Here is a 14246-nt window from a genome sequence, read left to right on the forward strand (position 1 = left end):
AGGCTCACAATGTGTTCCCTGTCAACATAGGAGCAACGCGATGTCGTCGGATGGGGCTGCGGACGCCGGGCAAAAGACTTATCACCATGGGGATCTGCGTCGCGCGATCATCGAAACGGCGCTCGACACGCTGCAGGAACAACAGGGCTGGCAGTTCACGCTGCGCGAAATCGCACGGCGCGCGAACGTCAGCCATTCGGCGCCGTACCGGCATTTCCCGGACAAGGCCGCGTTGCTGCACGAGCTCGCGCTGATCGGCTTCGATCGGCTGAACGACGACCTCGCCGCGTCCGTCGATCCCGTAGCGGACGCGCCGGACGTGCTGCGCTCGCTCGCTTACGCCCATCTGGCGTTCGGCCAGCGCAACCCCGATCTCTATCGACTGATGTTTGCCGCGGATGCCGGCGAGCCCACGGACATCCATCTCGATCCGCGCGTGCAGGCGCCGTTCCTGCTGGTCGTCGACATCCTGGAACGCGGCCAGCGCGCCGGCACGATCCGCCCGCGCCCGGCGCTCGGTCAGGCGACCGCCTGCTGGGCGCATCTGCATGGCCTGACGATGCTGGCGATCGACGGGCGGCTGGTGCGCAAGAAGGTCGGCGATCACGCGATCGAAGATGCGCTGACCACCTTGCTGGACGGTCTCGTGCTACCCGCCAGCCCCGCGCGGTCAGCGAAGACGAAAAGGCCTTGACCTTCAACTTCACTTAAAGGTTATGGTTTGCCTCGGCAGCGTATCGAGGCCATGGGTATGGGTACTGCCATCCGACAATCCGGCGGCGCGTCGACGACGTCCGCCCGTGGCCGATGAAAGGGAACCGCATCATGAGCAAGCGCATCCTTCACGTGGTCAGCAACGTCGCGCACTACGCCGATCCGTCGCAACCGACCGGCCTGTGGCTGTCCGAGCTGACCCATGCCCATCAGATCTTCGCGGCGAAAGGCTATGAGCAGCGGCTGGTGAGCCCCCAGGGCGGCGTGTCGCCGCTGGAGCCGCGCTCGCTCAAATGGCCGCACGCCGACGCCGCCACGAAAGCGTGGCGCGCCGACAAGGCCAATGAAGCGCTGCTCGCCACCACCGCGCGCCCCGACGAGATCGATCCGGCCGATTTCGATGCGATCTACTTCACCGGCGGCCATGCGGTGATGTGGGACTACCCGGACGATGCGGGGCTGCAGCGGCTCACGCGCGAGATCTACGAGCGCGGCGGTATCGTATCGTCGGTCTGCCACGGCTACTGCGGACTGCTGAACACCAAGCTGTCGGACGGCTCGCTGCTGGTGGCCGGACGCCGGATCACCGGCTATTCGTGGGTCGAGGAAATCCTGGCAGGCGTCGCGAAGAAAGTGCCGTACAACGTCGAAGAGCAGATGCAGCTGCGTGGCGCGCGCTACGAGAAGGCGCTGCTGCCGTTCACGTCGAACGTCGTCGTCGACGGCCGGCTCGTGACCGGCCAGAATCCGCAATCGGCGAAGGCGACCGCGGAACAGGTCGTCGCGTTGCTGTGATGTGCCAGCGTACTGCCAAGCGCGGGGCGACTGGCGCAGAATGGTTTCGGTTTTTGGTCCGTATATCTCATTGGCTTTCGGGGATATGGTCTGATCGCAAAGTCGAAACTCAGAACAAATAAGATAGCTGACATCCCCGGACGAAGCGGCGTGTAGCAAAACGCCAGCGCCCGTTTCGACGCCTTCGCCTAAATGGGAGTCAGTACCCGGATCCTTCTTCTCAATGCGTGTCCAACGCTGTGTACATGCCACTCCGGACTCCACGATTCGGCGTGGGTTGTGTTATCGGTCCAATTCGTTAGCATCGAGCGCAAAAGCTTGCAGTTCCCATCGCTTGGCCAAAATGACTCCGGGTAGGTGAAGGTGTTGGCAGTTCGCGAAGGTCCTTAGTGCCTGACAAGCCTCAGCGGTGACCGTCTTTGTCGTAAAAATACCGTTCAATACCGATGTTCTTAGGTGCCTGGGGGGGCGAAGTGTTTGCGATCGACCAAGCCGTAGCAATGAACGGAGCCATTTGCGTTGTCCTGCCACTGAGTCAAGTAGAAATCAGGAGCATGCATGGTGCTGTCTTACGGTAAGACCTGCCATGTCCGACCACGCCACTGCACCCGCCGAGAGCATGGTCGGCGTGACATTTTACGCAGCCTGCAACCTGCCGGCGTCCGTATCTAGCCGGTTGTCGGCCGCTTGTGCGCGTACTTGCCGGTTTCGGTTGCAGCAACGTGTCAGTCGGTATCGTTTCGCTTGAAAATTTTAAAGTTCCTTGACTAGCTGCCGATAAAAAAAATCACTAGGTTTATCAAGGTTGACTCGGCAGCGCCAAAGTAATCACGCTTCGGAAGCCTTCTTTTGCACCGGTTCCATACGGCCACGCATCCAACCAACATCACAGCCACACACAATGCGATTCACTAAAACGGACATCGTTCTTGCCGAACTCTATTTCCCCATCCTTGTCCAGTGTGCAATTGAGCGCAGGACCATCACTTACAAGCGCCTCGTCGAGCAGGCAAAAGCCGCCCACCCGTCGACTACCGAGGCACAGAACGCTATCCCTGTTTCGACAGGCCGACGACTTGATGTGGTCAAGTACTTTTGCGAAACGCTCCGACTACCGGACCTAGCTGGCCTCGTTGTGAACGGCCTGACCGACGAACCGGGTGGCCGCTACGATAAGCGGCATATTGCCCCCGAGGTCCAGCGAGAAGCTTTCGACTTTGACTGGAAAAGTAGATCGCACGATTTCGCGACGTACATTGCGACGCAAAGAACGCTCGTGCCTCCTCTCGCCAAGCGTAAACCGGAAGAGGCAGAAAAGCTTCGCTTCCAATATTACATCGCACACAAGAACGAACTTCCTGAGAACATCGCGGACTTCCGCGATGTCATTTTATCTCTGCTCATCGATGGGTTCGAGCCGGAAGATGCATTCGATTTAGCTAACACACCGAGCGCAGCCAACGATTGAAATGGGACATTCGTTGCGCGAGGCGATGAGGACGACGCCCCCCCCCTTCGAGCAACGTGTACCACTGCAGCACTACCGGCATAGCGTGTGCGAAGATTTGAAGTCGCCACAATATGACTTGACGAGGTGACACGGATGCTAAAAAGCGTAGTGCCGTTGCTGCGAATCCTCGGCTGTCGATAAAGAATGCAGCCGAATCTTCGGCGTACTCTCGCTGTGCGAGTTTATGAGAGGTGGTAGTGAAGATGCATCAAACCGTACTTGCCAAAGTCGACGACGGGATTTCGGATACTCTCCGAAGAGAAGTTACCTCCCTCGTCGACGCAAAATTACTCGTCGACGTGATCGGACGGCCGAGCGGATCTCGCTTAACTGATGGCTTGCACGACGGAGGCTATGGCCCCAAGGATGGCAATGAATTTTTTCGAGCTGTCCTGCCATTCAGCAACCGCTCGCCGACTGGCAAATCGTTCCCGGCGATGGTCCCGACGCGCCAAACGATTGGCTGCAGTTGGAAGTGGTGGCCAGACTCTTTGGACACCGACGAGATCGAGTCGCACCGCGCCTTTTTCCTCGACCCGGCGCGCGCTGAAGAGGGTCCCAACCGAGCAGAATACGACTGGATCCAAGGACTCGGGTTATTCCTCGCTGGTGAAGGCAAGAACCGCGTCGCATTTCTGCGCGAGATGAAAGAAGACTGGATTCCCGCGTGGGTGACACCTTGTACCTATCCCGCGGCGGATCGGATCGCCATCTATCGCGAAAAGTTTGCAGGTGCAGAAAAATTCTGGGCGGTCCTGGATGACAAATTCGTAGAGTCACTCGAACAACCGCTTTGGGCGATACCGTTATTAAGTGCGTATGGCGTCGAATTTCATGCATCCTGGCCATCAAGGTTTCCGTCGCTCGATTTGATCCAAACCGAATGGAACAGAGCGAAAGAAACACAAACTGGAAACTCCGTCGAGCCTCTCGATCTATCTAAGCTGCGCAAAAAGGAAGATCATCTCGCAGAGGAAGTGAAGTGCTCGCTTACGGATATTAAAGAACTTCGCTTCGACTTTCGCGTCCATATCGCTGCATTCATTACCGCGGCAATTATCATGCTCGTCACTACCGCTCTGCCCACAGAGTGGGTGGAGATACGGAGCGGTGCATGCCTTATCGCTGGCTTCCTGGGCTGCATCGCTCTTGTTCCAATTCTGAATATCGTTCGCGTGCCACGTCGACACACGAAAAACTCTCAGTGCCTTTGACAACTGCCTGCCACTCGGAAGCAACACACCAATGAACATCAACAAAAATAAATGACTTCGTCCGTGCCAACCTTGCATGATGAGTCATACGACGGAATCCATTTTCCCGTGCGGACCGAGTTTCTCGTAAAATATGAAGAATATATTTAGCATATTCGCTTCCTAAACAGATGATTCCAATCGATTTTTTTTGTTACGCAATCTCAACCGAGCTTGCCTCCGTATGCAGTACACTCCTGCCAGGGGGGGGGGGGAAAGGACGACGTATCCGTGGCGGTTGATTACTTCAAATACATCGATGCAATCCTAAATTCGTTGCTCGCAATCTCCTTCAGGGGATTCCATTTGACCGATATGTTGTGCGTAAACGTGTAACCTCCATTCTCGCTGCCTCCTGCGAAGAAGGTTCTACTTCCTGCCAACCTCCTGCGTCACACGGTCAGCATAGCGATCCTAGACGATCTAGCCGACGGCGTCTGCGGCACTCAAAAGCCAGAATTCAACAACTTATATGCCCACAAATAAATTAACGGTTGCGCCCACGGAGGCGGACCTCGAAGCACGAATTCACAACGCAATTGAACTAGCATTCCCTTGGCTCGATCGACGGTCAATCCGACATCAAACGACGTTTTCGCTCACGTTTGGGCGCAAGAAGATTGAAATAGATGGCAAACAAGCGTCCCGAGCCGAAGCGCGCGCTGACATACTTTTATACGAAGGTGATCGACCAATTGCAGTACTCGAACTCAAGCGACCTGGCATTCCGCTCACGGACAACGATAATGCCCAAGGCCTTTCATACGCGAGATTATTAAATCCATCCCCACCGCTGGTTATCGTAACCAACGGTGCAGAACTGCAGATTATTGAAACCCACAGTGGTCATTCGTGGCAGCCAAAAGCACGCACAGAACAGGCATTTTATGCACTTATGACCAGTGCAACGAGAGCAGCAACCGCTGATATTAAACGGGCCGTTGATACTTTGATGGGCACGAATTCCAGCGTATGGAGATCGGCTATACGTCAAACTACGAGTGAAATATTGGCGGAGCTCAGCGCATCTGAAGAAAACCCTTCTCGCACCTTCGCACGTGGATTTTTGTTTCCGCGCAAAGCAACGGCAAGTGTACTTACACACGTTCTCAACAATGAGCGACTAATCTTGCTCGAAGGACCACCTCTCGCCGGCAAAAGCAGCGTGTTGCGTGAGATTGTATTGCGCACAAATTCACAACCGGCACTGGCCTCACTCTACATCGAAAGCGGCTCAGGATGCGATATTCTGCAATCTCTTTCGGACACGCTCTCGCGCTCACTCGAGTGGCCGGTGACTCGTGACGAAGCACGCGTCTGGTTGAAATTGATCTCTCAAGACGCTGACAACAAACTTTTACTTTTAGTTGACGGGTTTAGCGCAGGCGATGACGATGGTCGTCGGGAGATTGAGGATCTTTCGTCGCTGACAGATGGCCAAGGGCTGTCGATCATTGTTGCCGTCGATGATGTCCCGGCAGATAGCCTTACGACCGCTCCCAACCGGAGGGGCCTGTCTGTCATTGGTCGGCGCACCAAACGGGTAAAGCTGGAAGCATTAGATGATCAGGAGTTTCAACGCGCGCAGCAAATATTGATGAAACAACGATTCTCATTTCAGCCGGGTGCGAATTTCTCGCCCGAATTTCGGCAACCGTGGGTTCTTCGATCTATATGTACTCCTTTACTCACTGAAGTTGCGGTAGCCCCTCCCGATCGCTCCCTTGCTTTGCCCCCATTGCTCAGCCTCGACCTCATTCGGCACGCGAGAGACCGATTCGATGATCATGAACTACGACGATTGTTTAATGCGATAGCATCTGCGGTGGTGACTGACGCTAAAGACCACGATCGAGATGATTTGTTAATTTCAGAATCAGTCGAAGTGAACGTCGTTCGTCGTGAAACGTTGAGACAATACGTTAACGCAGATGAATTGAAGGGACTCGTTGATCATGGATTCGCTAAACCCGCCATGCATGGTTCCGGACCCGCAGTCCTTTATATCCGATTGCCCGAGCTACTAGCCAGCGAACTAGCGAAGATACTCTCTAGGGAGCTTGACTCGCAGGTCCGGCAAGATTCTTCGTACGCTGCTAGAAATATCGCAGCCGCGGCAAGCTGCCTGCCGTTCGGCGACATTATTGCCGCACAAGCGGTGCTGGATACGATCAAGCGACTTGGTCCACTTGCATCTGAATTCGTCACATCCCTTCTGGAAACACGGCCGGAGATCGAACAGATCGCACCGGGTACGCGCTTTGCCACGTACTTTCCAGGTGCAGGAGCGATCGAGGTCTTGGTCCAAAAAGACGGTAGAGCGTCGATTGAAATCGATGGCGAGCGACACGAAATCGACATAGGAGAAAACGGGCCCCTCGAGGCTTATCCCAACTCTTTTCAGTGGTTGATACTTTCTCATTTGGCAGCCTCACCGCTGACAATTGAAACACCCGATGGTAGTATCCGAATCGATCCAAAGATTTTGCAACGAGTTGGCGCGGCTAACATCGTCTTGCGAAGACCGAGTGGCGACGATCAAATGCGTCTTATTCCGACCGTTGACCTGCCCGGATACGGGCAGATTGTGCACTTTAAAGCGGGAATTGTCGAACCAATCACGTTTTCCATCTTTCAGTATCTCGCACGTGAGTGGCAGAATGCCAACGTCTGGATCGATACTGCGTTCAACACAAATTCGCTCTCACTATTGAGTCGAATTCATATCGCATTATTGCGCCTCTCTGCGTCCGCTCATGATGGACAGGCGAACTGGGCGAGAACAATTTTAGATACCAGAGTACTCCCTGCATTCAGCTCTCTCCTTGGAAAATACATCGTGCAAAAAGAGTGACGCCGGGAAACTTAAAAGCCAGAGCGGTTCGGCCCTCGCTCATTTCCGAATGAAATGTAATCGTCAATGCCCCGGGCGTAAGTCGGCTAGATCTGACTCAACCGGGGCCGGTCTTCTGCTTGGATCGCACTCGCGAATTAAGATCTTGTTGAGGCGGGTGTAGATTTTTAAGAGGTGAATTGGTAATTATGTGCCTAAGTAATGCTGCTCGTTCAAAAAGCGGAAAATGAGACTGGTTTCTGGCTCGTGTCGTCTCTGCATGTAGTCTTTGACGGGACGCAAATCAGCACTGACAAGCACACACCGCTTCGATGGTCCGGTGAGATTACCAACGCTAAGGATATTCATCGATTTATCCGACGCGAAGCAGTTTGGCCTGCTCATAAAGAGTTGATCTATCTCCACAGAAAAATGAGTGCCAGTGGTGATGATGACTTTGTGCGAAATTGCACCCGGACAAATTCTTTATACCCCGCACACTAGGAAATGGGCGCACTCCATTCTCAATGGCGAACTTCTCGAACTGCGCATTGGCATATCGAACTCCATTCGACGACGAATGGAGTCCATTTTTTATCCATACACGCTTCACCCAGATCGAAAAATGAGCAATCAAAAAAATACATGAAAGTCAAAAATATCCTATCTGAACTACGCGCTTAACTTAAACATCCCGACCTCCCCTTACCCTGGGAACTAACGCTCCTCCTAAAACCGCTTCATCGCGATCGGCGGCGGCAGTCGTCGCCTCGCCGCCCTCCGCCGCATTCCCCGGCGGGATGCGCGACAGCAATCGCTTCGCATGGGTTGCACAATCGACCGACTCCGGTTTCGCGGCGATGTCGGCGATCAGTGCCACGATCTGCGCCTTGCTTTGCGCGAGCCGCGCCTCCAGCGCCTCGATGTCCTGCACCTTGCCGCACAGCGCGTTCAGCAACGAAGCGCAGGGCCACCGCGCGAGGTCGGCCGGCATCAGCGTGCGGATCTCGTCGAGACTGAAATCCGCCTTCTGCGCGGCCGTGATCAGGTCGAGCACCGTCACCGCTTCCTGCGGATACGTGCGATAGCCGTTCGCTTCGCGCTCGACGAGCGTCAACAGACCGATGCGTTCGTAAAAGCGGATGCGCGAAGGGGTCAGGCCGGTGCGTTCCGCCAGTTCCCCGATCTTCATGTTCCGATACTCCTCGGCCGGATCGTGTCCGGCCATCTGTGCCATCTGTGTCGTCGTGACTGTCAGCTGCCTCCCGATGTTGATTCGCAATCCGATATTTATCGGCTTCCTGTCGAATGGCGCGCGGACGATGCGCGCTCAAATCACTTCGAAACGCAGCCCCGCATGGCGCTCCAGGCGCTCGACGTAGCGCGCGTCGAACATCGTCGCGGGCGTCCAGAAGCCGCCGCCGCGGCCAGTCTTGACGCCGTCGCCGACGCAATCCTGCGCGAGACTGATCGCGGCCTGGCCGAGCATTTTTCCCGTTGAGCCGTAGCCGGGATCGCGGTCGCCGGTGACTTTCACGCGCAGGGTCTTCCCGTCGTCGGTGCGGCCGAAGAAGCGCAGATCGTAGCGGCCGGCCAGCTGCGCCGCGGCACTCGGCCCCTCGCCGGGTTTCGGCAGCAGGAAGCGCTCCATCAGGCTGCGCACCGGCTTGATGACGACACCCACCATGAACGCACCGAGACCGGCCACCATCGTCACCGCGGTCAGGCGGCCCTTCAGGCCCGTGCCCGTCATCACCGCTTCGTCATACGTGAAGCGGCTGCCGTACGCGTTGCCGGCAAGCGCATTGGAGCGATGCACGACGCGCTCGTTGATCGCCGCCATCACGAAGGGCGCGATCCATGCGTCGAAGTCGCGATCGAATGCGGCGGATCGCACCGCCTGCTGGCGGGCCGTGAAGCCATGCCCGTTCGGGCACAGCGAATACGGATCGAGCAGTTCCCGGCGCAACGCCGGATCGGCCGCCGCTTCCCGGACGACGTTGATCACGCTCGCCACCGTGCCGCCCGACGCGCCGCCCTTCAGCGTTTTCACCCGCATCTTCACCTGCTCGGCCGGCACGCCCCACTGCTGTCGCGCCTGTTGCTGCAGGAAGAACACGCCCATGTCCGACGGCACCGAATCGAAGCCGCAGCAATGGACGATGCGCGCGCCGGATTGTCGGGCCGCCGGCTCGTACCTGTCGATCATCCGTTTAATCCATTGCGTCTCGCCGGTGAGGTCGCAGTAGTCGGTGCCGGTTTCCGCGCAGACCCTGACCAGCGGCTCCCCGTAAAGCGCGTAGGGGCCGACGGTGGACACGACCACCCGCGTCTGCGCGCAGAGCACGCGAAGCTGCGCTTCGTCGGCCGCGTCGGCGACGATGATCGGCACCGACTGCCCTGCCGCGCCCAGCGTATCCCTGACCTGCCTGAGCTTCGCTTCGGAGCGGCCGGCAATGGCCCAGCGCAGCGTTTCGCCGCTGCCTGACAGGTACTCGGCCAGGTAGCGGGCGAGGATCTGCCCGACGAAACTGGTGGCGCCGAATACGACGAGATCGTGGGTCGGACGGGTCATGGGCGATTCCTTCGGCGCGGGCGTGCCGTGAAGTGGCGTGGCGTCAGCGTGGTTTTCCGGGTTCATCGAAGGCCTTCAACGGGGTCGGCAGGTTCAGCACCAGTTGCGCGTCCTTCACCACGTCGAGACGCAGGATGGTCGACGCGCCCAGTCCGTCGAGCAACTGGCTCAGCGGGCCGCCGTGCCGCACGAGCTCGACGTTGCGCGGCAGCAGGCGCTGGGCGAACGATAGCGCATTCGTCTGCACCAACGTCTGGTGCCATTCGCCGTCGATGCGGTTGATCATCGTCGACGTGCCCATGTGCGACTGCGACGCGACGTTCGTCAGCGCGGGCATCGGCACGCTCAGGCTCAGGTCCGGCCGGCCGCCCGGGCCGGCAATGCGGGCGCTGGCGGTGGCGCCGAGGTTCACGTCGATATCGGCGAGCCACTTGGGCAGTTGATAGCCGTGCACGCCGCGCACCCGCGCGATTTCCGTGGTGACCGGCAGCGCCAGCACATGCGCGAAGAAGCTCCGGCGCCGCATCGAATCGAGCAGCTCGAGCGCGTGCGACCCGGTCGCGCCGGGACGGCGGATCACCACCGCGACCGACACTTCGTCGTACGGATCGTTGTCGCACACCGAATACGAGAAGAAGGTCAGCGCGACCAGCCCGTACCCGGGGAGCGCGCGCAGCGGCTCGAGCGGCACCGGCAGCGTGGTCCGCAGGCGTTCGAGCGGTGCCAGGAACAGCAGTTGAATGCTGCTGGAACGGTAGTAGAAATTCGGCGCCCAGGTCGGGCCGACCCGCGACGCGACCTGACGCTTCGGAATCCGACGGAAAAAATCGATGTTCCCCGCCGCGGGATCGCGCGCCACCTCGTCGAGGTCAGGGTTCATCCGGAACCGGTCGTAGTACCCGCCTTCGGGCACGTCGACCTTGTGCGGACCGAATTCGACCTGTGTAAAACGCCTGTCCATGTTCGTTGCCTCTCGTCGATGATCGACCGTGGCAGGCAACACCCGATGCCCGCTGACTCACCGCCGTCAGCAAGCACTCTAAGATTTAAGTCAACTTTAAGGTCAAGGCTCCGAGTAGAGGGGCACGTCGGATTGCATCCGGGCGACCGGCAGGCGCTCAGCATGCCTGTGCCGGATCATTTGGCGGTCGTGCGACGACCCTTGCCGGGTGTCGACACCTCGCCCGGATTGCGCAACCGGTCCATCACCCAGCGCGTACGCTCCGAGCAGGTCAGTTCGGTCGGCCGGTTCTTGATGCTGTCGATCGCGACGCGCAGTTGCGCCTTGTTCTCCTCGAGGCGCTTCTGCATCGCGTCGATCTCGGCGACTTTCCGTTCGAGCGCCTCCACCAGCCCGTCATGCTGCCAGTTGCCCGCTTTCAACGGCAGCAGATGGCGGATCTGGTCCAGCGAGAACCCGGCGCTCTGCGCGCCGGCGATGATCTCGAGCATCCACACGGCGTCTTCGCCGTAGTCCCGATAACCATTCGCACCGCGCTCGACGGCTGTGAGCAGCCCTTCAGCCTCGTAGAAACGGATCCGCGAGGCCGTCAGGCCACTGAGCTTCGCGAGCTCCCCGATTCGCATACCTGCCTCTCCAGCGTGTTGACATTAAACCTAACTTTAAACCTAGAGTAAGCGCATCGCCAAGGCAGGCGGGCCGCGGATGCCACCGCATGCGCAGCGCCGGCCCGGCGACGCTCGCGACCGGCAGGACCGTCACGGATCGATATCGCCCACCGAACAGGAGCAGACATGGGATACGTCACAACGCAGGATGGCGTCGACATCTTCTACAAGGACTGGGGGCCGCGCGACGCGCAGGTCATCTTCTTTCATCATGGCTGGCCGCTCAGCGCCGACGACTGGGATGCGCAAATGCTCTTCTTCCTGGCACAGGGCTATCGCGTGATCGCACACGACCGTCGCGGCCACGGGCGCTCCAGCCAGGTCTGGGACGGTCATGACATGGATCACTACGCGGACGACGTCGCCGCGGTCGTGAATCACCTCGGCGTGCAAGGCGCCGTTCATGTCGGCCATTCGACCGGCGGCGGCGAGGTGATCCACTACGTCGCCCGTCACGGCGAGGACCGCGTGGCCAAGGCCGTGCTGATCAGCGCCGTTCCTCCGCTGATGGTCAAGACGGACAGCAATCCGGGCGGCCTGCCGAAAGACGTGTTCGACAACCTCCAGGCGCAACTCGCGGCAAACCGCGCGCAGTTCTACTACGACGTGCCGGCCGGCCCGTTCTACGGCTACAACCGCGACGGCGCGAAGCCATCGCAAGGCGTCATCTGGAACTGGTGGCGGCAGGGCATGATGGGCAGCGCGAAAGCCCACTACGACGGCATCGTCGCGTTCTCGCAGACCGACTTCACCGAAGACCTGAAAAGCACCACGATCCCCGTGCTCGTGATGCATGGCGACGACGACCAGATCGTCCCGTATGCGGATTCCGGGCTCCTGTCGGCGAAGCTGGCGAGGAACAGCACGCTGAAGACGTATGCCGGCTTCCCGCATGGCATGCCCACGTCCAACGCCGACACGATCAACGCCGATCTGCTCGCGTTCATCCGCGGCTGAACACCGACGGTGCCCGTGCGGCCTTCAGTTGCCCTTGCATCTGAAGGCCGTCTCCTGCCCGCGCTCGAACGCGGCTAGTCGAGCCCGCGAAGAAAGTCGGGAACGGCTTCACCGATCGACGCAAGATAGCCGGCCATCGCACCGGCGACCTTGCGCACGGCGGGGCGTGCCGTCAACCGTTCACGCCACGCGAGCAGGCGGGGCGTTTCGTCCGTCATCGGTGCGCCCTTGCGCGCGCCGAACAGCTGCGCCATGTAGAACGCGATGTCGGCATAGGAATACGTTCCGGCCAGAAACGCGCGATCCGCCAGCACGTGCTCCATGCGCCGATAGTATTCGGCCGCCGCGGCGCGCGCAGCCTGTGCCGCCGAATCGTCCGGTGCCTCCTCCAGCCCCATCAGCCTGACGACATGCGGAAAATAGATTTCGTCGCTGCAGTGCTCGAGCTGACGCGCGATCGCGCGCGCCGCCGGATGCGCCGGCCATAGCGCGGGATCGGGCTGCAGATCCTCGAGATACTCGAATATCTGCGTGGAATCGAAGAGTTCCAGATCGCCGTCGATCAGCACCGGCACTTGCCGCTTCGGGTTGATCCGCAGCACGTCCGGATGCTTGGGATCGTAGCCGCGACGCTGGCTGAACGGCACCATCACCAGTTCGAACTCGATGCCCTTCTCGTGCGCCGCGATCTCGACCTTCGCCCCGAACATGCTCAGGGGCCCGGAAATGATCTTCATCGTTTGATCCCTCGTGATGTCATGCTGCGTCACCCGCCTCGATGAAACGGATCGGGAATGCGCGAAAGCATAAGCCCCAAAACATGACACCTCATGTCAGGTATTTGAGGTAACGTGTCGCTCATGAAAGCGAGCCGCCTGTTGTCGATCATGATGATGCTGCAAGCGCGCGGCCGGATGACCGCACCGGCGCTCGCCGAAGCATTGGAAGTGTCCGAGCGCACGATCCTGCGCGACATCGACCAGCTCTCCACGGCCGGCGTGCCGGTCTGGGGCGATCGCGGCCGCAACGGCGGCTTTCAGTTGAGCGACGGCTGGCGTACCGATCTCACCGGACTCACCGAGCACGAAGCGCACGCGCTGATTCTGGCGGGCTTGCCCGGGCCGGCGCGAGAACTGGGCCTCGACGGCATGGCGACTTCCGCGCGGCTGAAGATGATCGCGAGCCTGCCGCCCGGCTCGCGCGAGCATGCCGATCGCGTTGCCAGCCGGCTGCACGTCGACACCGTCGACTGGTACCGCGCGCAGGAAACGCCGGCCTTCCTGCGTGAAGTGGCCGATGCGGTGTGGGGTTCGTACCGTATCGACGTGAAATACCAGAGCTGGCGCGGCGTGTCCCGCCGCGCACTCGAACCGCTCGGCCTGGTGCTCAAGGGCGGCGCGTGGTACCTGGTTGCCAAGGTGGCCGGCAAGCCCGGCGCGCTCACGTTCCGGCTCGCGAATATCCTCGAACTCGATGCATCGCGCCGCCGCTTCAAGCGGCCCGCGCGATTCGACCTCGCGACGCACTGGCGCGACGCGATGAGCCGGTACGAAGCCGACCTCAATCGGCTGACCGCCCATATCGCCGTGTCGCCGCGCGGCGCAACCTGGCTGGCCAACGCGCGGATCAAGGCCGAGCCGGTCGCACCGGAAGAAGGCAACACGGAGATGCCGCCGGGATGGAAGGCGTTCCTGATGCCGATCGAATCGATCGAGCACGGCGCGCGGAAACTGCTGGGGTTCGGCGCACACGTGAAGATCCTTGGGCCGCAAGCGCTCAAGGATCAGTTCATCGACGAGTTGGCGCAGGTGCAGGCGCTTTATCAGGCAGGTGACGATTGAAGTACCGCGTTGCGCACTGACGGGATCACGACGATTCGAAACCATGGAACCGTTGAGTCTTCGTCAAGTTTGAAGTCGTGCTTCTCAAGGTGGTACTGCCGGCCACGCCGGTCGATCATCGCGCTTCCCCTCGACCCAG

The 14246-nt window shown here is 59.4% G+C and carries 12 protein-coding genes; 7 read left to right on the forward strand and 5 right to left on the reverse strand.

Features of this window, described 5'->3' with window-relative positions; translation table 11 throughout:
* Nucleotides 1–40: 40 nt before the first annotated feature.
* The 5 genes from CFB41_RS33460 (at nucleotide 41) to CFB41_RS33475 (ending at nucleotide 7126) form a co-directional block, all read left to right on the forward strand.
* A complete protein-coding gene (locus CFB41_RS33460) occupies nucleotides 41–694 on the forward strand; it encodes a TetR/AcrR family transcriptional regulator (RefSeq protein ID WP_089459560.1) in 654 nt (217 codons plus the stop codon).
* Nucleotides 695–825: 131 nt separating this feature from the next.
* Nucleotides 826–1509 carry a type 1 glutamine amidotransferase domain-containing protein gene (locus tag CFB41_RS33465; RefSeq protein WP_089459756.1) on the forward strand — a complete coding sequence of 228 codons (684 nt, stop codon included), beginning with the start codon at nucleotides 826–828 and terminating at the stop codon, nucleotides 1507–1509.
* A gap of 901 nt (nucleotides 1510–2410) precedes the next feature.
* Entirely contained in the window at nucleotides 2411–2977 is a 567-nt protein-coding gene (locus tag CFB41_RS33470; RefSeq protein ID WP_089459561.1) for a hypothetical protein, read from the forward strand.
* A gap of 239 nt (nucleotides 2978–3216) precedes the next feature.
* Complete coding sequence (locus CFB41_RS37900; RefSeq protein WP_144029984.1) at nucleotides 3217–4233, forward strand: hypothetical protein; 1017 nt, start codon at nucleotides 3217–3219, stop codon at nucleotides 4231–4233.
* A 511-nt stretch (nucleotides 4234–4744) separates the two neighbouring features.
* Nucleotides 4745–7126: a type I restriction enzyme HsdR N-terminal domain-containing protein gene (locus CFB41_RS33475; RefSeq protein ID WP_089459562.1), complete on the forward strand. Its 2382-nt coding sequence runs from the start codon at nucleotides 4745–4747 to the stop codon at nucleotides 7124–7126.
* Nucleotides 7127–7790: 664 nt separating this feature from the next.
* On the opposite strand, the gene CFB41_RS33480 is transcribed toward CFB41_RS33475, so the two are convergent.
* The 4 genes from CFB41_RS33480 to CFB41_RS33495 all read right to left on the reverse strand — a co-directional run bounded on the left by CFB41_RS33480 (nucleotide 7791) and on the right by CFB41_RS33495 (nucleotide 11267).
* A complete protein-coding gene (locus CFB41_RS33480) occupies nucleotides 7791–8297 on the reverse strand; it encodes a MerR family transcriptional regulator (RefSeq protein ID WP_089459757.1) in 507 nt (168 codons plus the stop codon).
* 138 nt (nucleotides 8298–8435) lie between these two features.
* Entirely contained in the window at nucleotides 8436–9680 is a 1245-nt protein-coding gene (locus tag CFB41_RS33485; RefSeq protein WP_089459563.1) for a trans-acting enoyl reductase family protein, read from the reverse strand.
* Nucleotides 9681–9723: 43 nt separating this feature from the next.
* The gene (locus tag CFB41_RS33490; protein ID WP_089444461.1) at nucleotides 9724–10641 is read right to left on the reverse strand and encodes an acetoacetate decarboxylase; all 918 of its coding nucleotides are present in this window, start codon (nucleotides 10639–10641) and stop codon (nucleotides 9724–9726) included.
* Between the two features lie 176 nt (nucleotides 10642–10817).
* Nucleotides 10818–11267 carry a MerR family transcriptional regulator gene (locus tag CFB41_RS33495; protein ID WP_089459564.1) on the reverse strand — a complete coding sequence of 150 codons (450 nt, stop codon included), beginning with the start codon at nucleotides 11265–11267 and terminating at the stop codon, nucleotides 10818–10820.
* A gap of 168 nt (nucleotides 11268–11435) precedes the next feature.
* Here CFB41_RS33495 and CFB41_RS33500 point away from each other — a divergent pair, with 168 nt between their 5' ends.
* Nucleotides 11436–12266, forward strand: a complete 831-nt coding sequence (locus CFB41_RS33500; RefSeq protein WP_089459565.1) for an alpha/beta fold hydrolase — start codon at nucleotides 11436–11438, stop codon at nucleotides 12264–12266.
* 74 nt (nucleotides 12267–12340) lie between these two features.
* On the opposite strand, the gene CFB41_RS33505 is transcribed toward CFB41_RS33500, so the two are convergent.
* Nucleotides 12341–13003, reverse strand: coding sequence for a glutathione S-transferase family protein (locus CFB41_RS33505; protein ID WP_089459758.1), 663 nt, complete (start codon nucleotides 13001–13003; stop codon nucleotides 12341–12343).
* A gap of 123 nt (nucleotides 13004–13126) precedes the next feature.
* On the opposite strand from CFB41_RS33505, the gene CFB41_RS33510 reads away from it, so the two are divergent.
* On the forward strand, nucleotides 13127–14107 hold the full coding sequence (locus CFB41_RS33510; protein ID WP_089459566.1) for a YafY family protein: 981 nt from the start codon (nucleotides 13127–13129) through the stop codon (nucleotides 14105–14107).
* Nucleotides 14108–14246: the final 139 nt, after the last annotated feature.

The sequence above is a fragment of the Burkholderia sp. AU33803 genome (assembly GCF_002223095.1).
GTDB lineage: Bacteria > Pseudomonadota > Gammaproteobacteria > Burkholderiales > Burkholderiaceae > Burkholderia.